Source organism: Bacillus cereus group sp. BfR-BA-01379 (assembly GCF_022663605.1).
In the GTDB taxonomy this organism is placed as follows: domain Bacteria; phylum Bacillota; class Bacilli; order Bacillales; family Bacillaceae_G; genus Bacillus_A; species Bacillus_A mobilis.
In genome coordinates, this window is the sequence record NZ_JAKUFT010000081.1 from 1 (window position 1) to 20517 (window position 20517).

The window sequence follows — 20517 nt, forward strand, 5'->3', positions numbered from 1 at the left end:
TATTTTTTATCTCGAACTCAAGATTTATTATAAGTTACTTATTTTTCATTGTCAATAAGTCCTTATTTTCATTTTTTAATTAAAAGAGAGTAAACACCAATTTAGTTTACTCTCTTTGCAATTTATTTCGTTTCCTCTTCCAGCACTGCTTCCATCTCATTAAATTCACGATGAATTGCTTTCACTGGTTCTTTCGTTAATAAACTTACAACAATAACAGCTAATAAGCTACAGAAGAATCCAGGTACCATTTCATACATAGTCGCTTTTAAACTTGGAATTTGTACCCAAGTAATAACAACTACTGCACCTACAATCATACCAGCAAGAACGCCCCATTTGTTCGTTCTCTTCCAATATAAGCTTAATAAAATAGCAGGTCCGAACGCTGAACCAAATCCCGCCCAAGCATAACCGACAAGTGTTAGAATTGTATCACTTGGATGATACGCTAAAGCAACTGCAATCATAGCTACTACTAATACTGACAGCCTACCGATAAATACAAGTTCTTTGTCACTTGCGTCACGACGGAAAAATGTTTTATAGAAATCTTCCGTTACTGCACTTGAAATAACAAGTAATTGCGAGGAAATACTACTCATAATCGAAGCCAAAATAGCTGATAATAAAAACCCAGTAATGTACGGGTGGAATAAAATGTTTGAGAATGTTACAAAGACCATTTCTGGGTCTTGTAACGTTGCATTATTTTTAGCGTAATAAGCAATACCAATTAGACCAGTAAGCATTGCACCTATAATTGAAATCGTCATCCAACCGATACCGATTCTACGAGAAGTTTTTAAATCTTTAATAGAAGTAATCGCCATAAAGCGGACAATAATATGTGGTTGACCAAAATACCCAAGACCCCATGCTAAAAATGAAATAATCCCAAGAATTGTAGTCTCTTTAAAAATATCTAAATGCGATGCATCAACTTGTTTAATTGTATTGAATGTTTCTGTTACACCACCCACATCTGTAAAAGCAACAATTGGCACTAATACAAGAGCAATAAACATAATACATCCTTGCACAAAGTCGGTCCAACTTACTGCTAAAAAACCACCGAATAGTGTATAAGCAACTACGACACCGACAGTTACAAATAAACCAATCTTATAATCTAGGTTGAAAGAATTTTCAAACAAACGTCCACCTGATACTAAACCAGCCGACGCATAAAATGTGAAAAATACTAAAATGACGATAGCGGAGACAAAACGAAGTATTTTCGTACGATCTTTAAATCGATTCTCTAGAAAGTCTGGAATCGTAATTGAATCATTTGCCACTTCTGTATACGTTCGCAAACGCGGGGCAATAATTAAATAGTTTGCATAAGCACCTATTAATAAACCTATGGCAATCCATACACTTGATAATCCTGTTGCATACATCGCACCAGGTAATCCCATTAGCATCCAACCACTCATGTCCGAAGCACCAGCTGATAAAGCTGTAACTGCTGGACCGAGTCCCCTTCCGCCTAACATATAATCTGATAAATCGGATGTCTTCTTATAAGACCAATAACCGATATACAACATACCTGCCATATAAATAGCAAGCGAAACCATAATCTCAATCTTCACCAAATCTCTCCCTTAGTTACATAAGCCATTCAAAATTTCGAAAGATGACTTTTTCTATTTTCTTGTTTTCGCTTATGGTTCCCTACCTTAACAAACATTTTTTGTTCTTTCAAGTGAACAAGCCAATTTCACTACATGTAAAAACCTTTATAAACGCCTTTATCCCAGTGGATTACCCGGCTTTCAAAATAAATTAAAGTAAAAATATTCAGAAAATATATCATGCACTTTTTCACTCCTCATTTCCAAATTAAAAAGCCATACAAATGTATGACTTTTAATCTATTAAACATAGCTTATTTTCTATTTACTAGTAGGAAACAGTTCCGAAAGAGGCACCACCCGCCCCACCTCATCTTTAAACACAATATGCTCTCTCGTTAAATGGCGTGGACTCTTTACTCCCGCTGCTGCCGCAAGTGAGAACAAACTATATCTCATACTAACAACATAATTCATTACGCGCCATTTCTTCTCATACGGATCTAACGCTTTTTGATAATGAGGATTCGTCGTCGCCACACCAGACGGACATTGCCCCGAATTACATTGGAGCGCCATAATACAGCCACTTGCCATCATAAACCCACGTGCTGAATTTATAGCATCTGCACCAATAGCTAAAGCAATTGCTACTTTATCTGGTGTAATTAATTTCCCCGATGCAAACACTTTGAATTTGTCCCGAACACCATAATGATTCGCTGTATCAATACATGTCAGTAGCGCTGGAATAAGCGGCATTCCCATACTATCTGCCATCGATTTATACGTTGCACCTGATCCACCTTCTGAACCATCTATTGTAATAAAATCTGGATAGATGTTTAACTCGTTCATCGATTTGAATAAATCTTCCAACGGCTCCTGCTGCCCAATTACAATTTTCATACCGACAGGTTTACCGCCGGTTTCTTGCAACTGCTGAATAAAATAAAGTGTATCTGCTGCATTATTTAAAAATGAAAATCGATTCGGTGAATTAATCGTTTCTCCTTCTCGTACATTTCGAACAGAAGCAATTTTCTCATTTACTTTTTGTCCCTCTAGATGACCGCCACGTATTTTAGCCCCTTGCCCAAATTTCAATTCGAATGCTTTAATATTTCTTTCTTTCGCTTTCCCCATGAATTGCTCCATTGAAAAATTACCATCCTCATCACGGTAACCAAATAATCCTGGACCAATTTGCGCAACGATATTTGCACCTGTATGTAAATGTTCTGGTATTACACCACCTTCTCCGGTATTAATCCACGAACCGCCAGCCATCTTCGCACCAAATCCACTCGCTAATATATAATTTTCGCCAATCGCACCGTAAGAAGTTGCTGATGCTCCAAACATGCCATACAGTTTCCATGGATATTTACGATTTTCACCGACGATAACCGCATCATCTTCTTCATATAACCAAAGATTCGTTGTATCCGCTGTCAATTTTTCTCTTCGTGAAAATAACCCTTCTTTATGAATCACATACTTTTTCCCTTCACGTTCTTGCGCTACATTCACACTTAATTCTTCTGTTAATATCGGAAATAATGTATTAGCAATATAATAACCAGATGTATCAAAATCTCGTTTTGATCCAAAGCCAAGTATTTCAGAACGGTACTTTGCTAAAAACATTACACTTTGAAAATCATACCGTGAAAAAGGCTTTCCATCCGTATCATGATCAAACCAATATTGCCTAAATTCCGGCCCTATCTTTTCAAGTAAATAACGCATCCTTCCTAAGTATGGATGTAGCTTTAATATAGAATGATGCGTCCGTTTTTTAATAAAAAATGTAATAATAAAAAAAATGATTAATAGTAGCATGAATAAGAGCAATATACTAATAATAACGAGTAGCGTTTCACTCATCCCGCTTCCTCCTATGAAAATCCATAATAAAAGGAGAACACCTGATGTGTTCTCCTTTTATCTTTATTCAAATTAATGTAACAAGATGCTCTTTCGCATCATATTCAACTAAACTTTCAGCATTTTTAATTCGATGAACAAAATCTGGATTAGCAATTAAAGGTCTTCCGAATGCGGCTACATCAATCGTTCCTTCTTGCAACGCTTCTTCAGCCTCTTTCGGATTTAAATTCCCTACTCCTACGATCGTACCATCCCAATATTTTCTTACTAATTGATGAAAATTCTTTCCGTCAGCAATAACTGCCGTATAATTCATCGTTGAAGGGTGAATCATCGTTAATCCAACTTCTTTGAACATATTTATAAACGTTTCAATTGCAAGCTCAGGGTTTTCCCACATATAAGTAGGATTATCACCTTTGAAAGCAGAGAAACGAAGAAGTGTTTTATTAGCTCCAACAGCTTCTATTACAGCCGCCGTTACTTCTTTCATAAACGTTAACCTCCCCTTTAAGTCTCCGCCGTATTTATCAGTACGCTTATTTGCAAACTCATAAGTAAATTGATCGATTAAATATCCGTGTGCACCGTGTATTTCTACTCCATCAAATCCAGCTTCAATTGCATTTTTCGCAGCTTGTGCGTATTGACCAATCACTTCTTGTATTTCTTCTAACGTCATTGCTTCTGGCGTATCAAATGGTTTTCGAAAACGCGGAACATTTCCCTCTGCAGCGATAGCAGACGGTGCTTGCGGCATTTGCCCACCAATTATTTCGTGATGACTCATACGTCCAACATGCCATATTTGAGCAATAATCGTTCCGCCTTCTTTATGTACTGCCTCTGTAACAGGCTTCCACGAATCGATTTGTTCTTGTGTATAGATTCCTGGTACTCCTGGATTACCTTTTGCTCTTGGGCTAATGACGATTCCCTCTGTAATAATGAATCCAACTTCATCAGCTGCACGCTTTCTATAGTACTCAACTACATCAGTACCAACTACTCCCGTTTCATGATTTGCGAAACATCTCGTCATCGGTGCCATCGCTATGCGATTACGAAGAGACCAAGATCCAATTTGAATCGGATTAAACAACTTTGTTTCTTCAATATTTTCAAAAGATCCCCAAACGTTTATATTTGTTCCTTCATAAATACTTGCTGCTTTATTATTTGAACTTGCCATTTTTCTTCCCCCTAAAAAGTTCTTACTACAATCGCATCATACTTACTTTTAGATAGTAACGTCAATTTATACGCTTTAAACTCAAAACATTCGAATATTAAACAAATAGAATGCTATAAATAAACTAAAAAAGGTTTCCTAAGTAGGAAACCTTTTTTAGTTGACCATATATGGTTGTCAATTTGTTTATCTCTTTTATATAAACAATTATTATCTCTTCACATATAAAAATTCCTTAGCAGTAGAAATGAGGGTGGTTCAGTATTCTTCTAAAAATAATAACTTATAAACCTAAAACAATGAAAGCCCTACCTCTCTTTCATCCTTACGGCTCCTCGTCCGTGCCAGTGTGAATCAGGATTGCAAAAATCAAGTAACTATTCTATCGAAGTATTTAATTAAACTTCGAACATTCATAAAGAATTAAAAAATAAAAATGGATTTGATTGTAGTAATAACAAAAGAGGTTAATGCTCTAAAAGTGGTTTGAAAGAGTTGAATGTCTTTGAAATGATTAATTTTCTATAATTATGTTCCCAAAAAATTCAAAATCTTTTTTGGGATGTAATACATTATTTTTAATGAATCTTAACAAAAGCTTTTTATTTGACTTTCTGTGATACCTTCAATTAATCCCAGTTCACTAATCAAAAATTCGTGTGCGTTATCTAACATTTTCTTTTCGCTTGCATTAAGTGCTTTTTCTTTCTGCATACGTAATAAATCACGTACAACTTCAGCACCTTCTTGTATTTTACCCGTCTTTATTTTATCAGTGTTCAATTTATACCTTTGTTTCCACGTAAGTAATCTATCAGATTCTCCATGTTGAAAAATATCCAATATGTGTGCTATTGCCGTTATATCCGTGACTGGTCGTATATTTGAGCTCAATATCCGCCCTGCCGGAATCATTACTTCCATATTACTACCCGACATTTTTATAACATAATACTGTTGTTTTTCTCCTGCGATTTCCTTCTCTTCTACGGCTTTAATTATACCTGCTCCGTGCATTGGATAAACAATGTTATCGCCAATTTGAAACAAATAATCCACCTCCATATATGGTAACCTTCTCAATCTTAACACACAATAGCTTTTTTAGCAAAATTTTTATTTTATCATAAAATTATTTTTCATGTCAATCCTTTCGAACTAAGAAAATAAATTCGTGAAATTTCACTAAAAACCCGCAATCTTATTAACTTTTCCACACATATATACATTCTAATTTCACCTGCTCTTTTTACATAAAAACACATTACTACATAATAAGTAGTAATGTGTTTTTTATACGGAATCGTTAAACATTCCCTATTAATTTCACGCCTATATACTAACCTGCTTACGGACTGTTTCCCTCGCTAAAAGAAAACTCATAATCACTTGCGCGGCTACTCGACTCGTCATATCCCTAAAATCAAGTGTTGGATCAATCTCTACAATATCCATCCCTTGAACGAGCGGTTCTTTACCAAGAAATTCAATCGCATCAAGTAAAGTCGTACTATCCATTCCGCCAGGACCAATTGCTGGACAACCTGGTGCAAATGCTTGATCGAGTACGTCCATATCAAGAGAAATATAAATAGAAGTCACGCCTTGCTTTCTTAATACTTCAATACTTTCCGTGATAATATCTTTGATTTCTCGCTCTCGTACATCTTTCATTGTATACACTGTCACGCCATGTTCTTTTGCATATTCATGGTACGCTCGCGCATTTGAAAAATTGCGAATTCCGATTTGAACGAGTTGTTTTCCTGTAATGACACCGTTTTCTAGTAAACTACGGAACGGTGTACCATTTGATGGGCCACCATCATCTAAATTACGTAAATCATGATGGGCATCAAATTGAATAATCCCGACCTTTCCTTTACTGTTTGCAAATCCTGTTATACTCGGAAAACTAATCGAGTGATCCCCGCCAAGAACGATTGGTATCATGTTCGGATTTACTTTCGTTACATGACCAACTGTTTTCGCAATTCGGTTATGACTTTCTTTTATATCCGTCACATGCATCGTAATATCACCGCAATCATATAAAACACTTTCCTTCATATCATGTTCTTCTGTAATTGCGTACGTGCTATATGCATCTAACATCGCACGAATTGTTTTTGGAGCAAAGCTCGCTCCTGAATGACTAATAGATGGTTTAGAAAGGGGTGCTCCAATTAAGGCAGCACCGAATATTTCCACGCCTTCCTCCCAATCTTTAATCATTTCACTCCATTTCGTCACTTCACGATCGATAAACTTTGCATTCTTCTTTAAATAGTGGCCGTGCTCCACGATTGTTCACCTCTTGTATATGCGATATTACCATTTTTCCATACGGTATTTACATGACTTACGCCGTAATGATACGGTACGTAAGCATAATTGTAAGCATCCCATAAAACTAAATCTGCCTTGCGACCAATTCTAATTTTCCCAGCTACGTCACCACGATTAATAGCATACGAAGAGTTAACTGTTACCGCGTTCCAAACCTCTTCTGGTGTCATTTTCAGCTTGAGCATTGCGATGCTCATAATAAGTTGAATATTTTCAGTTGGACAGCTACCTGGGTTAAAGTCTGTAGCTAACGCAACAGCAACACCTTCATCAATCATTTTACGTCCACGAGCAAAGCTTTCTTTATTTAAATAGAAAGTTGTTCCTGGTAATAAAGTGGCTACTGTATTAGAGTTTGCAAGCATTTCAATTCCTTTATCAGAAGCGCCAACTAAATGGTCCGCTGATGCTGCACCAATTTCAGCCGCTGCTTCCGCACCACCAAGAGGGTCGATTTCATCTGCGTGAATTTTCACATCAAAGCCAAGCTCTTTCGCTTTTAATAAAAACTCTTTCGACTCTTCGACAGAGAACACGCCTGTTTCGCAGAAAATATCAACGAATTCAGCTAATTGCTTCTCTTTCATTTCTGGCAGTAAGTCTAACATCCATTGTAAAAATTCTTTTGATTTCCCTTTATACTCTTTCGGAACTGCATGAGCACCTAAAAATGTGGAAACTAAATCAATCGGGTGCTCTTTTTGCAATTGCGCAGTTGCCTCTAATTGTTTCCATTCTGTCTCATCATCCAATCCGTAACCACTCTTCGCTTCTACAGTTGTAACTCCAAAAGATAGCATACGGTCTAAATGGAATTTCGCTTTTTGAACAAGTTCTTCTTTCGACGCCTGTTTCGTTGCATTTACAGTTGAAAGAATACCTCCGCCTTGTTCTAAAATTTCTAAGTACGGCACTCCTTGCAATTTTAGTGCGATTTCATTTTCACGAGATCCACCAAATACAAGGTGAGTATGCGGATCAACAAGACCAGGAGAAACCATTTTCCCGCCGCAATCAATAACTTCTTTCGCTTGTAATCCTTTCGCTTCTTCCACTGTTCCAACGAAAGTAATTACGCCGTTTTCAATTCCAATCACACCGTTTTCGATAACAGGAAGCGTGTTCATCGCTTCCCGTCTTAACAAGCCATCTTCTTGATCCATTGTTAGTAATTGACCGATATTTATTAGTAAAGTGTCCAGCATGTTTTCTCCTCCTTATTTCATCATTGGAATGTTAACGCCTTTTTCTTTCGCAGTTTCCACAGCTAAGTCATATCCTGCATCAACGTGACGAACAACACCCATACCAGGGTCAGAAGTTAATACGCGCTCAATACGTTTTGCTGCCGCTTCTGTTCCATCTGCAACAATAACCATTCCAGCGTGAAGTGAATAACCCATACCAACGCCACCGCCGTGGTGAACAGATACCCAACTCGCACCGTTTACACTGTTAATTAATGCATTTAAAATTGGCCAGTCTGCTACTGCATCACTACCGTCTTTCATCGCTTCTGTTTCACGGTTTGGAGATGCTACTGATCCGCAATCTAAATGGTCACGGCCGATAACGATCGGTGCTGATAATTCACCACTTGCAACCATTTCATTAATGATGCGACCAAATTTCGCGCGCTCACCGTAACCAAGCCAACAAATACGTGATGGAAGACCTTGGAATTCAACTTGCTGACGTGCCATACGAATCCAGTTACATAAATGCTCATTATCAGCGAATTCACGTAAAATAACTTCGTCTGTTTTATAAATATCTTCTGGATCACCAGAAAGTGCCACCCAGCGGAATGGTCCTTTTCCTTCGCAGAATAATGGACGGATAAATGCTGGAACGAATCCTGGGAAATCGAATGCATTTTTCAAGCCTTCATCGAAAGCAACTTGGCGAATGTTATTTCCGTAATCAAATGTAATTGCACCTTTTGCTTGCATTGCAAGCATTGCTTCCACATGTTTTGTCATACTTTCTTTTGATAATTGTACGTAACGTTCTGGATTTTCTTCACGAAGTTTTGCTGCTTCTTCTAACGTGTAACCTACTGGAATATAGCCGTTTAATGGATCATGAGCAGATGTTTGGTCCGTAACTAAATCTGGCGTAATATTACGTTTCACTAGTTCTGGTAAAATCTCTGCCGCATTTCCTAATAAGCCTATAGAAATCGGTTCTTTCTTCTCTTTATACTCATTCGCAACAGTTAACGCTTCTTCTAACGATTCTGTATACATATCACAGTATCTCTTTTCAATACGACGATCGATGCTGCGCTTATCAACGTCAATAGCAATAACAACACCGCCATTCATCGTTACAGCAAGAGGTTGTGCACCACCCATACCACCTAAACCAGCAGTAAGTGTTACTGTACCTTTTAATGAACCATCGAAATGTTGACGTGCCGCTTCTCCAAACGTTTCATATGTTCCTTGTAAAATACCTTGTGTTCCAATATAAATCCAACTACCTGCTGTCATTTGTCCGTACATCATAAGACCTTTTTTCTCTAGTTCACGGAAGTGATCCCAGTTCGCCCACTTCGGCACTAAGTTTGAGTTCGCTAAAAGTACGCGAGGTGCATCTTCATGTGATTTAAAGATTGCAACTGGTTTTCCTGATTGAACAAGTAATGTTTCATCGCTTTCTAACGTTTTTAATGAATCTACAATCGCCTGATAGCTTTCCCAGTTACGAGCTGCACGGCCAATTCCGCCATATACAACCAATTCTTCTGGTTTTTCAGCAACTTCAGGATCTAAATTGTTCATTAACATACGAAGTGCAGCTTCTTGAACCCACCCTTTCGTTTGTAACTCAGTACCTCTTGGCGCGCGAATTGTTTGTTTTACTTTTTCCATTTCAATCTCTCCCTTTTTCTCATTTTATAGTGCTGCGTTTACATCTAATCTTTCTTTTATCGAATAATTCGTTTTTAACCAATACGCAATATTTTCAATATCCGTTGAGAATATACGGTCATTAGTAATAGAAGGTACTTGCTGACGACCTTGATGGTAGAAGCTCTTCGTCACTGTACTCATGTTTTCAATACCGCGATATTCTGCCGCTTGCATCGCACAAATCATTTCAATTGAAAGAACACGTCTTACGTTTTGAATAATTTGATGCGCATGGCGTGAAGCGATTGTTCCCATACTTACGTGATCTTCTTGGTTAGCTGATGACGGGATTGAATCAACACTCGCCGGATGTGCTAACGTTTTATTTTCAGAAACAAGTGACGCTGCTGCGTATTGCATAATCATTGCACCAGACTGAAGTCCTGGTTCTGGACTTAAAAATGGGGGTAAATCATTTAATTGCGGATTTACTAAACGCTCAATACGACGCTCTGAAATATTTGCAAGTTCCGCCATTCCTACTTTTAAGAAGTCCATCGCAAATGCAATCGGTTGACCGTGGAAATTACCACCCGAAATTACTTTTTCTCCGCCATCAAAGATTAGCGGATTATCTGTTGCAGCATTCATTTCAATTTCTAATTTTTCTTTCACATAATTTAAAACTTGCCAAGAAGCACCGTGTACTTGTGGGATACAGCGAAGTGAATATGCATCCTGTACTCGTAGTTCTCCTTGCTTTGTTGTTAACTTACTATCGTGAAGGATGTCACGAATTCTGCTCGCTACTTCCACTTGCTCTTTATAACCACGTGCTTTATGAACATTTTCATCAAATGCATCAATAATGCCTTGTAACCCCTCAATTGTCATCGAAGCAATGAATTCAGCTTGATAAGCCGTTGCTTCTGCTTCTATATAAGAAAGAACTCCTTGAGCTGTCATCGCCTGCGTACCATTGATTAATGCAAGCCCTTCTTTCGCTTCAAGCTCAATCGGCTCAAGACCTTCTTCTGTAAGAGCCACCATCGCATGAACGCGTTTCCCTTTATAGAACACTTCACCTTCGCCTAATAATACGAGCGCAAGATGAGATAAAGGCGCTAAATCGCCACTCGCACCAAGTGAACCTTGTTGCGGAACGACTGGGTGAATTCTACGATTTACAAACTCAAGAAGCATATTTACAACAAGCGGTCTAACACCGGATACGCCTTTAAGCATCGTGTTCGCGCGTAAAATTAACATACCGCGTGATACTTCTTCAGGGAATGGATCGCCTATCCCGCATGCATGTGACTGAATTAAATTGTGTTGAAGTGCCTTGACATCATCTTTTTGAATAAGCACGTCACTGAACTTTCCAAATCCAGTTGTAATACCGTAAACGACTTTTCCATCCTCTACAATTTTCTCAACTACTTCGCGGCACTCTGCCACCTTTTGCATACTATTTGGACAAGCTGTTACACCTTCCCCTTCAAGTAACAACCTCTTCATTTCTTCAATTGTCAATGTGTGTCCTGTTAACGTAATCATTCTTTTTTCCTCCTTAAAAAGGCAAAAGGGGACCTTATCTTTTTAAGACAGACTTCTGTCCTAAAAAAGTAAGGCCCCCTTCTAACTAATAGACTATGGGCAAATCATATGTGATTAATTCCTAAACCAATCGCCTCATGCTCAGATCCTTTTACAGGTGCACCAATCGTTCCATATAATGCAACAGCAACCCATTCGCCTTCTTTTTTTCCGTCGTATGGTGTACCGCGCACAATCGCAAATCGAAGTCCTACTGTACGAAGAACGTCTGCTAACTGAATTTGACCTCTCGTCACTCCGTACAAAGCTTCCATAATTGCATGATAAAGTGCATGTGTTTCTCTGTAAACGTCTGTTTCAATAACTTGGTTGCTCTTAGCCGCTGTTTCCATTGCTGCTACAACTTTTTGCGAATTCATCGAACCCACTTTCCCCGTACAATACTTCCAACCTTTTGGAATAGATAATACAGGGCTTTCATTCTCATCCGCAAGTGCCAACAGCATGGCCATACGACCAATTCGATGTGTTCCTTGAAGAAGCATGTGACTCTCTCATTTCTTTTAATTATTTGAATATTTATTAATTTAAGAATATATGAAAACGGTTAAATCGTCAATAGTTTAAACTCACATTCAAATAATTTTTTCATCTCCTCCATTTGTGTACACAAATAATTTACACAAATTTTCCAGGCGTGCTATAGTCTCACTAACAGATGCAAAGGAGCGATATTTCAATGACGAAGCGAAAAGATATTCATTTTCGAATTGAAGAAAAATTACTTGAAAGGTTTGAATCTGCACTCCAATATGAAGATTTAAAGAAAACCGACGTATTAACACATGCGATTCAGCAATTTTGCACGAAGGTGGAATGTGAAAAAATGAATGATGTAAAACGCCAATACAACGTAAGCAACCATTTACAAACTCGTATCGATACGCATAAACATTACGAAGAAAAACAAGTGAATTTAGATGAATTCGTCATGGAACACTTACAACTTCAAGGAGACGAAAAAATATTAGAGGTTGGATGCGCTAACGGGAATTTTCTTTCTCTTTTACAAACTAACGGTCATAAAGGACAACTAACCGGTTTTGATCAATCGAAAACGATGCTTTCTGAAGCTGCAATAAAAAATAACATAATTGAATGGAGATTAGGTGATGCTGGTAATCTTCCTTTTGAAGCTAATTGCTACGACTGGATCGTCGCAAGACATATGTTATATCACATGAAAAGTGTTGAAAAAACAGTTCAAGGATTCCATAAAGTAATTCGTCCTGGTGGCTCACTTTTAGCTACAACAAATTCTGACGTTACATTACCTCGTATAGTTGAAATGTGTAACCGCATGTTAGACGCATTTGATTTACCGAAAACAACATCATCAGTCACTCCATTTTGTTTAGAAAATGGTAAAGAGATATTACAGTCTGTTTTTCCAACTGTCGAAGAAATAGTTATTCATAATGCTCTCGTTTTTCATCATGCTACTCCGATTGTAAACTATATTTCTAGCATGTTTCCATCCCTAAATATACCTGATAATACATATCTTCACGCCGAAATGAAGGAATGGCTAAAAGAAGAAGTAGAAAATGAATTGTCACTTCATAACGGTATATGGCGCGATCCGAAAACGTTAGCCATTTATCGATGTAAAAAAGAAAAAAGCTAGCAAATGCTAGCTTTTATACATTCTCAGGCAAAAGCTCCTCCATCATCATATTGCCCTTACCACCATAAAAATTTATATTATGTTTGTTCGCTACTCCACAATAAGAGGCAATCGCTATTCCAAATGGTACAAATGCATGCCCCTGTGCTGTAATAATATTTGAGTGTTGCACAATTTCTTCATATACAAAATTTTCTACTGGAAAACAATCTAATTTTTGATAATCCATAGTCACCGTATACGAGATTGCTTTGAATAAGCCTGCTTTTGCCAGCGCATATGGCCCAGCACAAATAGCAGCTACTAATTTTTCTTGTTTATGAAATTGACGAATGACTGAAAAAAGTACTTCTGCATCTTTCATATGTATTGCATCTCCACCCGGAATAATAATCCCCTCAAATTCTTCTACACGCACTTCACTTAATTCTATATGTGGTTGCACTTGCAAACCTGTTTCACTTATAATCAATTCTTTTGTTACACTCGCTGTAATGATTTCAAATTTATTTTTCAGCAGCGCCGTAGCTACCGTTATTTCAAACTCCGCAAATGTTGGGTACACAAATAAAAGTATTTTTTTCATAACCCTCTCTCCTTCAACCATTTCATAAAATATTCCTCTAATTCGTCCACTGTTAATCTATTCGTGTCCACATAAGTTACAGAAAATTGTTTATACCAGTCTTTTTCAGTTTCTACTAATCTAAATTGCTCATCAAATGTACTTCTGTTTCTTGTTCTATCGTTATTTTTTCTATTATATACATTCTTTTTCGTCACATCTAAATAAAAAATCGCATCTGAACGACATTCTCTTAATCGATATAATTCATCTTTCAATTCAGCTTCTATATCCCACTCTTTCTCTATAATCGTTGGATAAAAAAGTGTATAGAACAGGGTGTCTTCTGGTCCACGATCAAAAATAACGACTGAATCTTTCACATTTTGAAACTCCTTTATTTTTGCTTCCATAAACATTTTTTGATTTATAATAAATCCTTCTTTTGAATTCATATCCAAATTTAATTGTTTTCGTTTTTCTACAATTGGATAAGGATTTTCATATATAACTGAAAGTCCACATCGCTCTAACCTTTTAGCCAATGTTGTTTTTCCGCTTGCCATCGGTCCTTGGAGTGAAATTACATATGCCATTCCTCTCATCCCCTTACGCTTTCGTACATCTATAATATACAGAATTTTGAAAACCATCAACAATATATATATCATCTTGTTTCTTATTCTTATCTAACTTATAATAAAAAATAGAGATTATGACGGACGCATCGATAATGTAAGCTTGGAAATCCAAGCTTACATTATTTTTTGCTTTCCCTTTTCTAATAAAAAGAGTATACTAGTTTAGAACGTATGTTCTTAATTATTACATACAGTAAGGAGATAGAACAATGGTATACGACACAAAAGCAATTTCTTGGAATGAGTCTTTAAAACAACTTCAACGCCGCTATACAAACAAACAAGTTGACCGAAAAGAATTTGAGGATATTGAACTGATGGAATTCTTCCGCGATAACGACTACATTTCTTTACCTACACATATAAGCGGCCTATCAACAGCACGTTTTACTTCTTACTCTATTTTCACAACTGAAGATAAAGATCGTAAAGTTGGCACATTAATCATTGAATATGTAGAAGATGATAGTAACAATTTATGTGTTGAACAACTATACTTCGTTTAAATGATAACGCTTGGTCAAAATGACCAAGCGTTCTTGCTTTCTATGAATCTCACTGTTTATAATATGAATAATAGAAAACCGCAATCATTAAGGGGGGATACGCTTGCTCGAAGGATGGTTCAGTTGGTTTATTGTGCTATGGACTGTTATTTTATTAGGACTTATGTCTATCGGTGGATACTTTATGTTCAGAAAATTTTTAAAACGACTACCAAAAGAAGATGGTATGTCTATATTAGATTGGGAAGAGCACTATATTAATAAAACTAGGCATTTATGGGATGACGAACAAAAACAATTGTTAGAAGAACTCGTAAGTCCTGTTCCAGAACTATTTCGCGATGTTGCTAAATCAAAAATTGCTGGTAAAATCGGAGAACTGGCATTACAAGAAAAAGCCTCTCAAATTACACAAGATTTAATTATTAAAGGATATATTATTGCTACACCAAAGCGCGACCATAAATTTTTAGTGAAAAAATTACAAGAAAAAGAGATTGATTATTCTCATTATGAATCTTTACTAACAAAATCCTCCTCATAAAAAAGATTGCTAGCTTATAGCAATCTTTTTTAACTTACAGTTACTGATTTTACGGCTGTTAATCTAGCTTCTGCCAAGTCTATTTGTAATCCGACTGCACTTATATAAATCGTATCGCCTGTGCCTGTAATATTCACTTGCGTGGATGTCGTATTTGATGCAATAGAACCTGTTGCATTTACATTTGTAATATCAAACTCAGCTCTCGCATTTGCGTTTGTAGTTGTTCCAGAAAAATTACGATCTGCAAAACTACCAATTGTATTTAAATTCCCATTAATATCATTTACTTGCCCTCTAAAAAAGTTTCCTATTGGATTATTTGGTCCTGTTAATGTCACAGAGTTCAATTGAAAATTATCACCTGTAAAGTTCGGATCACCATTCATCGCCATTACAAAAGCTCTTGCTGTCACTGTCCCTGTAGCTGGTGTGAAAAATCCAGAAAGAGTTTGTGGTGTACCCGATAATAAAAAACCTGGAAATAAACTCACATTTCTCACCGGATATGAGGAATCACGATATACAACAATCAACGACCATCCAGCACCATATCCAACCGGCTGACGCGTAGGTAATCTCGTTACGCTATATCTTCCTGCTGCTCGATTGGGTAATCCTTGTAATAAAGATGTAACGTCTGCTGCTCGATTATAAACATTGGCTATAAAAGGTAAATTCGTCCCTTCTGATGACCATGCTGAATTAATTGTCACTTGTGTACTCGTTCCACCTGGCGTAACTAAATTTGGTGGATTCGCATCAACAACAGTGGTTGTAACAGCCGTATCCAAACCACCTGACCAAACAAGTAAGGCAAAATCTACAACCGCTGTAGCTGGAACAATAGTAGTTGATGGATTTAATTCAGCCCATGAACCATCTAACGTCCAATCATTCGTCGTACCTCCAAATGTATTTGGATCTGTCGATGAAGGAACCCCTCCAAAGGTTAAGTCAGTATTTAATGTAATAAGTGCATTGTAAGCAAAGTTTGTATTAGCAGTACCACGCATTCCCATCGTATTGCCCGTATGCATCATGAATAAATTATCATTTTTACCGTAAGCTCGAACGAAGGCCAATAAAGATCACTCCTATTATTTTATAAAAGGGATTTTTCACTAACATTTTCAATTACTTTAACTTACAGTTACCGATTTTGTAGCAGATAGACGCGCCTCTCCTAACTCTATTTGCAAACCTACAGCACCAGCATAAAGATAATCAAATGTATTTGGGATATTAACTGTCGTAGAAGTTGACCCAGCTGTTAATACACCGTTCGCTGGGACATTCGTCACATCAAATTCAGCACGCCGATTCGTTGCAGCAGTTCCAATCGGCATATTTCTATCTGCAAAACTACCAATTGTATTTAAATTCCCCACATAATTATTGACTTGCGAAGCGAAAAAATTAGGATTGGCATTATTAGGACCCACAAGCGCTGTACCATTTAACACAAATGTATCTGCTGTTGCATCTGTATCACCATTTAACGCCATTGTAAATACACGAGCGTTAACCGGTGCTGTAGCGGGCGTGATAAAATTAGAAATCGTTGCTGTCTCACCCAATGTAGAAATGAGTAAACCAGTATATAAACTAACATTCCTAACAGGATATGAATTATCACGATATACAACAACTAACGCCCACCCTACTCCTGTTCCTTGCAAAGGTGGATTTGCCGTTGGAACACGTTCTACAAAATAATCACCTAGAGCACGATTAGGAAGCCCTTGAAGAATACTTGTCACATTAGCTGCACGTGTATAAATCGTACCTTGAAATGTCCCACTCGATCTTGTTTCTCCCCACGCAGGTGTACTTGTAATAGTGTGAGTCACATCATCCGGGGTTCTAAATGTTGGAGTATTCGCATTGACTACTGCTTCTGTTACAGTCCCCCCTAATGTTCCTTGCCAAACTAACATTGCAAAGTCGACCGTAGCCGTTATTGGTACATCTGTTACAGATGGATTGAGCCTCGTCCATGATCCATCTAAAGTCCAATCATTTGTCGTTCCTGCGAAGGTATCAGTATCTGTTGAGGATGGCACCCCAGCAAAACTCAAATTTGTATTTGTAGAAATTAATGCGTTATATTGATATGCAGTAGCTGTCGTAATACCACGCATCCCTAACGTATTTCCTGTATGCACCATAAAAAGCGAATCCGTTTTTGTATATGTTTGTACAAAGGCCAACAGCCTCACTTCCTTTCTATTAAAAGTAATATTTTCTCGCTATTTCATTTAATGCGAGCAAAACGAAAAAGTTCCATTTATATACATACGAGCTAATTTAGGCAAAAAAAAAGCCTTTGCCTATTCCTATTCATTTATATTTGAATAGGATGCAATGACGAGCACATTTTTCATATTTTTTTACAAATAGAACGAGTTTTTAATTTTGAATTGATGCTATTTGTAAATATCTAACTATCGATCGGATTTAAATTTATTGAGAAAGGACGAATCTAATGGCAATAGCAACAATAGGAAGTCGTTTAACCTATACAATCGTTGTCCAAAATACTGGAACACTGCCTGCCCAAAACGTTACATTTACAGACCCCATACCAGCTGGCACCACTTTCGTGCCAAACAGTGTAACTGTTAATGGTACTCCAACAGCCGGCGATCCCTCGACTGGTATTCCTATCAATAATATTCCTGCTGGTGGTTCTGTTACAATTACTTTTCAAGTAGATGTAACTAGTATTCCTACACCACCTGTCGCTAGTAACATAGCATCATTTGGATATGAATTTCAACCTGCACCTAACGCACCCACTATCACACGTACAACAACCAGCAATATAGTTGATACAGATATTTTCACAGCTAATGTCGCATTAACAAAAGCAGTAGATAAAACAATTGCTACCGTCGGTGATACGATTACGTATACAATTACCGCTACAAATCAAGCTCCATTAGCTGCTAATAATGTTATCATTACAGATACACCTCCTGCCGGCACATCTTTCGTACCAGGTAGCGTTACAGTTAATGGTACTTCCACTACAGATAATCCTGCTACCGGTATAAATGTAGGAACGATTGCTGCAAACGGGAATGCTACAATTACGTTTCAAGTTCGAGTTAATACCCTACCTACACCAAACCCTATTCCAAATAGTGCCACTTCAAGTTTTCAATATAATCCACCAAACCAACCACCAATTAACAGAAACTCTACAAGTAATATAGTTGAAACACAAATCAATGCTACTATCATTAATCCGACTAAAAATGCAAACCAACAAATTGTGAATATTGGTGACATCATTACGTATACGATTACTGTTCCAAATAACGGTAATATTTCAGCAACGAATGTTTCTATCACTGATCCTATCCCTACTGGCACTACTTTCATTCCAAACAGTGTTACAGTGAATGGAACGACACAATCCGGCGTAACACCAACAAATATTCCTTTAGGTACGATTCCTGCTGGTCAAACTACAACTGTCACATTTCAAGTTCAAGTCACTTCTCTTCCAGCTAATGGAACGATTACTAACGAAGCAAATATAACATTTACGTCGCAACCGAACCCTACTGAACCTCCAACGACAACTACGACAACACCACCTCCAACAACTACTTCTGTACGAACTGCAATTGTAAATCCAACAAAAACTGCTAGTCCACAAATTGCTGATATTGGTGATATTATTACGTATACAATTACTGTACCAAATACAGGAAATATCGCTGCGACGAACGTTATTGTAACTGATCCTATTCCAAATGGCACTACATTTATTCCGAATAGCGTTACAATTAACGGCGCTTCACAACCTGGTGTAAATCCTGCTGGTGGTATACAAATCGGTACGATCGCTGCTGGTACAACCGCTACAGTTACATTCCAAGTTCAAGTTACTTCTCTCCCAGAGAATGGCCTAATCCGAAATATCGGAACTACAACATTTACGTATGAACCAGATCCAACAAAACCACCTATTACAACAACAAATCCTACACCACCTACCACTACTCCTGTTAACACCGCTATTACAAATCCTGTTAAAACGGCAGATAAAACTGCTGTTGATATTGGTGATATTATTACGTATACGATTACATTTACTAATGATGGTACGATTCCTGCTACGAATGTAGTTTTTAATGATACAATTCCCGCTGGGACAACATTCATTCCGAATAGCGTAGTCTTAAATAATGATCCCGTCCCAAATTCAAATCCAGCACTAGGAATTCCAGTTGGAACCATTAATCCTGGTGAAACGAAAACACTCTCATTTCAAGTTCTTGTTACACAAGTACCTGCTGGCGGTGTTATTACAAACGAAGCTTCAACGACATATACGTATCAGCCAGATCCAACAAGGCCTCCTGTTACAACAACCGAACCGACAGCACCTACTACAGTCGCTGTTAATACCGCTACGGTTAGCCCTACAAAATCTGCTAATCGTAATTTCGTTGACATTGGTGATGTTATTACGTATACAATTAGTTTACAAAATAACGGCACTGTTCCCTCTACGAATATTGTACTAACAGATCCAATTCCAAACGGCACAACTTTTATTCCAAATAGCGTCACGATTGATGGTGTCTCACAGCCTAACAGTAACCCTGAAAACGGTATATCAATCGGCACTTTAAATCCAAATCAAGCAAAAACAATTACATTCCAAGTTCAAGTTACAAGTGTGCCACCAAATGGCCTTATAGAAAACCAGGGTATTGTATCATTTAATCATATTGTAAACCCAAATGAACCCCCTGTTACAAAAACGACCCCTACTCCTAAAACAGAAACTCAAGTTGGGACTGTTGTTACAGCACCTACAAAATCTGCAGACAAACAAGTTGCTGATTTAGGAGATACAATTACCTATACGGTCACGTTTACAAATAACGGGACAGTTCCAGCTACAAATGTAGTCATTACAGACCCTACTCCTAACGGGACTATTTTCGTTCCAAATAGTGTTACGATTAATGGCGTTTCGAATCCTGGTTCCGATCCAGAACTCGGGATACCACTTGGCACTATTTCTGTTGGAGAAACAAAAACAATCACCTACCAAGTTGTCGTTACAAATTTACCACCTGATGGAATAATTAGAAACCAAGCATCCTTCACTTA

Annotated in this window: 17 protein-coding genes; 4 read left to right on the forward strand and 13 right to left on the reverse strand. The window is 37.5% G+C overall.

What is annotated here, in order from left to right:
* Positions 1–122 precede the first annotated feature (122 nt).
* The 9 genes from putP to hutP form a co-directional block, all read right to left on the reverse strand.
* Positions 123–1601 carry a sodium/proline symporter PutP gene (gene putP / locus MR113_RS22930; protein WP_242256973.1) on the reverse strand — a complete coding sequence of 493 codons (1479 nt, stop codon included), beginning with the start codon at positions 1599–1601 and terminating at the stop codon, positions 123–125.
* Positions 1602–1904: 303 nt separating this feature from the next.
* A complete protein-coding gene (locus tag MR113_RS22935) occupies positions 1905–3473 on the reverse strand; it encodes an FMN-binding glutamate synthase family protein (RefSeq protein ID WP_242256974.1) in 1569 nt (522 codons plus the stop codon).
* A 67-nt stretch (positions 3474–3540) separates the two neighbouring features.
* Positions 3541–4668, reverse strand: a complete 1128-nt coding sequence (locus tag MR113_RS22940; protein WP_242256975.1) for an alkene reductase — start codon at positions 4666–4668, stop codon at positions 3541–3543.
* A 588-nt stretch (positions 4669–5256) separates the two neighbouring features.
* Positions 5257–5718 carry a CarD family transcriptional regulator gene (locus MR113_RS22945; RefSeq protein WP_176225740.1) on the reverse strand — a complete coding sequence of 154 codons (462 nt, stop codon included), beginning with the start codon at positions 5716–5718 and terminating at the stop codon, positions 5257–5259.
* 282 nt (positions 5719–6000) lie between these two features.
* Positions 6001–6972 (reverse strand): formimidoylglutamase, encoded by a 972-nt coding sequence (gene hutG, locus MR113_RS22950; RefSeq protein ID WP_242256976.1) that lies wholly within the window; start codon positions 6970–6972, stop codon positions 6001–6003.
* Positions 6951–8222: an imidazolonepropionase gene (gene hutI, locus MR113_RS22955; RefSeq protein ID WP_242256977.1), complete on the reverse strand. Its 1272-nt coding sequence runs from the start codon at positions 8220–8222 to the stop codon at positions 6951–6953. Before hutI ends, hutG begins: the two co-directional genes overlap by 22 nt.
* A gap of 12 nt (positions 8223–8234) precedes the next feature.
* The gene (hutU, locus tag MR113_RS22960; RefSeq protein ID WP_242256978.1) at positions 8235–9893 is read right to left on the reverse strand and encodes a urocanate hydratase; all 1659 of its coding nucleotides are present in this window, start codon (positions 9891–9893) and stop codon (positions 8235–8237) included.
* Positions 9894–9917: 24 nt separating this feature from the next.
* A complete protein-coding gene (gene hutH, locus MR113_RS22965) occupies positions 9918–11435 on the reverse strand; it encodes a histidine ammonia-lyase (protein ID WP_242256979.1) in 1518 nt (505 codons plus the stop codon).
* A gap of 104 nt (positions 11436–11539) precedes the next feature.
* Positions 11540–11980 carry a hut operon transcriptional regulator HutP gene (gene hutP / locus MR113_RS22970; RefSeq protein WP_000926516.1) on the reverse strand — a complete coding sequence of 147 codons (441 nt, stop codon included), beginning with the start codon at positions 11978–11980 and terminating at the stop codon, positions 11540–11542.
* A gap of 194 nt (positions 11981–12174) precedes the next feature.
* Here hutP and MR113_RS22975 point away from each other — a divergent pair, with 194 nt between their 5' ends.
* Positions 12175–13122: a class I SAM-dependent methyltransferase gene (locus MR113_RS22975; protein ID WP_242256980.1), complete on the forward strand. Its 948-nt coding sequence runs from the start codon at positions 12175–12177 to the stop codon at positions 13120–13122.
* Between the two features lie 13 nt (positions 13123–13135).
* On the opposite strand, the gene MR113_RS22980 is transcribed toward MR113_RS22975, so the two are convergent.
* Positions 13136–13708 (reverse strand): DJ-1/PfpI family protein, encoded by a 573-nt coding sequence (locus MR113_RS22980; RefSeq protein WP_242256981.1) that lies wholly within the window; start codon positions 13706–13708, stop codon positions 13136–13138.
* The gene (locus MR113_RS22985; RefSeq protein ID WP_242256982.1) at positions 13705–14292 is read right to left on the reverse strand and encodes an AAA family ATPase; all 588 of its coding nucleotides are present in this window, start codon (positions 14290–14292) and stop codon (positions 13705–13707) included. The genes MR113_RS22980 and MR113_RS22985 overlap by 4 nt, the downstream gene beginning before the upstream one ends.
* Before the next feature lie 245 nt (positions 14293–14537).
* Here MR113_RS22985 and MR113_RS22990 point away from each other — a divergent pair, with 245 nt between their 5' ends.
* Complete coding sequence (locus tag MR113_RS22990) at positions 14538–14834, forward strand: hypothetical protein (protein ID WP_063262435.1); 297 nt, start codon at positions 14538–14540, stop codon at positions 14832–14834.
* A gap of 103 nt (positions 14835–14937) precedes the next feature.
* Positions 14938–15378: a DUF2621 domain-containing protein gene (locus MR113_RS22995; protein ID WP_000889381.1), complete on the forward strand. Its 441-nt coding sequence runs from the start codon at positions 14938–14940 to the stop codon at positions 15376–15378.
* Between the two features lie 29 nt (positions 15379–15407).
* Here MR113_RS22995 and MR113_RS23000 read toward each other — a convergent pair whose 3' ends face one another.
* Both MR113_RS23000 and MR113_RS23005 read right to left on the reverse strand, forming a co-directional pair.
* A complete protein-coding gene (locus tag MR113_RS23000) occupies positions 15408–16463 on the reverse strand; it encodes a hypothetical protein (RefSeq protein ID WP_242256983.1) in 1056 nt (351 codons plus the stop codon).
* Between the two features lie 57 nt (positions 16464–16520).
* The gene (locus tag MR113_RS23005) at positions 16521–17591 is read right to left on the reverse strand and encodes a hypothetical protein (RefSeq protein WP_242256984.1); all 1071 of its coding nucleotides are present in this window, start codon (positions 17589–17591) and stop codon (positions 16521–16523) included.
* A gap of 275 nt (positions 17592–17866) precedes the next feature.
* Here MR113_RS23005 and MR113_RS23010 point away from each other — a divergent pair.
* Positions 17867–20517: beta strand repeat-containing protein (locus MR113_RS23010; RefSeq protein WP_396022499.1), on the forward strand; the 2651-nt coding region annotated here is incomplete at its 3' end.

Coding starts and splice junctions, on each gene's coding strand:
- MR113_RS22935 (WP_242256974.1), bottom strand. CDS start 3,473: ATGAGTGAAACGCTACTCGTTATTATTAGTATATTGCTCTTATTCATG.
- MR113_RS22940 (WP_242256975.1), bottom strand. CDS start 4,668: ATGGCAAGTTCAAATAATAAAGCAGCAAGTATTTATGAAGGAACAAAT.
- hutI (WP_242256977.1), bottom strand. CDS start 8,222: ATGCTGGACACTTTACTAATAAATATCGGTCAATTACTAACAATGGAT.
- hutU (WP_242256978.1), bottom strand. CDS start 9,893: ATGGAAAAAGTAAAACAAACAATTCGCGCGCCAAGAGGTACTGAGTTA.
- hutH (WP_242256979.1), bottom strand. CDS start 11,435: ATGATTACGTTAACAGGACACACATTGACAATTGAAGAAATGAAGAGG.
- hutP (WP_000926516.1), bottom strand. CDS start 11,980: ATGCTTCTTCAAGGAACACATCGAATTGGTCGTATGGCCATGCTGTTG.
- MR113_RS22975 (WP_242256980.1), top strand. CDS start 12,175: ATGACGAAGCGAAAAGATATTCATTTTCGAATTGAAGAAAAATTACTT.
- MR113_RS22980 (WP_242256981.1), bottom strand. CDS start 13,708: ATGAAAAAAATACTTTTATTTGTGTACCCAACATTTGCGGAGTTTGAA.
- MR113_RS22985 (WP_242256982.1), bottom strand. CDS start 14,292: ATGAGAGGAATGGCATATGTAATTTCACTCCAAGGACCGATGGCAAGC.
- MR113_RS22990 (WP_063262435.1), top strand. CDS start 14,538: ATGGTATACGACACAAAAGCAATTTCTTGGAATGAGTCTTTAAAACAA.